The sequence below is a fragment of the Bartonella sp. AA18HLJMS genome, assembly GCF_042197245.1.
Taxonomy (GTDB): domain Bacteria; phylum Pseudomonadota; class Alphaproteobacteria; order Rhizobiales; family Rhizobiaceae; genus Bartonella.
On sequence record NZ_JBHIRP010000075.1, the window covers coordinates 1 to 906 of the forward strand.

The window sequence follows — 906 nt, forward strand, 5'->3', positions numbered from 1 at the left end:
GTAAAGTGTATAGTTTACGATAATTTATCTTTTCTTAATTTCATTTTTTAATTTATGAAAATAGCTCAATTTCAGTGTGAATATTTTTTACTTTAGGATTGGATATCCTTGTTATTTTGTCATATGGATATTAAGGGCGTCTGTTACGGGAACCATTGCTTTTTATCTCAGCTAGTTTTTATGTCTCCATAGATGTCCGAATGTAATGCCTTTTGCGAGAGAATTGGCCATGCTTGATAGTTTGAGTAACAGCATGATGGATATAATGGACAAGATGAGAGCTCCTCCAAACATGAAGCTTACATTCTGGTCGTAGTCGAGTTTCATATCGCTCAAATAGTTTGCAAAGATATTCATCATCAGATTAAATACAGTTGTTAAGAGTAGAAAGAGGATTATATAATTCACGACTTGTACAATCCATTGCTCAAAAAAGCGATAAGTTGGTTGCCAGAGTAGAGCAATAATGAAGATTGGTCCCAATCCTACGAGAAGTGTAATAGCGATTTTTGTCAGAAGGACGAGACCCCCACCGATTGCTACGACGAGGCTTGTTGCTAGCAAGATGAGGATTCCTAAGAGACTGTAAAGCAAACCATTGGACTCGAAGAAGACGGTTTCTTGGAAAAGACGTCCTGCATATTGAAATCCTTTGGTTGCTGCTTTGTCCAGTAAATTCATTAATTGTGTATCATTGAGTGGATTTGTTATGAGCGCTTTTGATAACTCATAGGGCATTTGTGTGATCAAAATGGCAATTTCACTCTGATAAAGTCCTGTGGTAAGAGCTATTGAAGTAATAATACTTATCCGTAGGAAACGATTTACAAATCCGGAGAGAGGCATATCTATAGCGCCACGGATGATGAGCCATCCGTAGATGATGAAAGCGATTGTGATTCCAAT

General features: G+C 37.3%; 1 protein-coding gene. It reads right to left on the bottom strand.

Annotated elements, in window-relative coordinates; all coding sequences use genetic code 11:
* Positions 1-171: 171 nt before the first annotated feature.
* On the bottom strand, positions 172-906 hold a 735-nt coding region (locus tag ACFINW_RS09990), incomplete at its 5' end, for a type IV secretion system protein (RefSeq protein ID WP_375641331.1).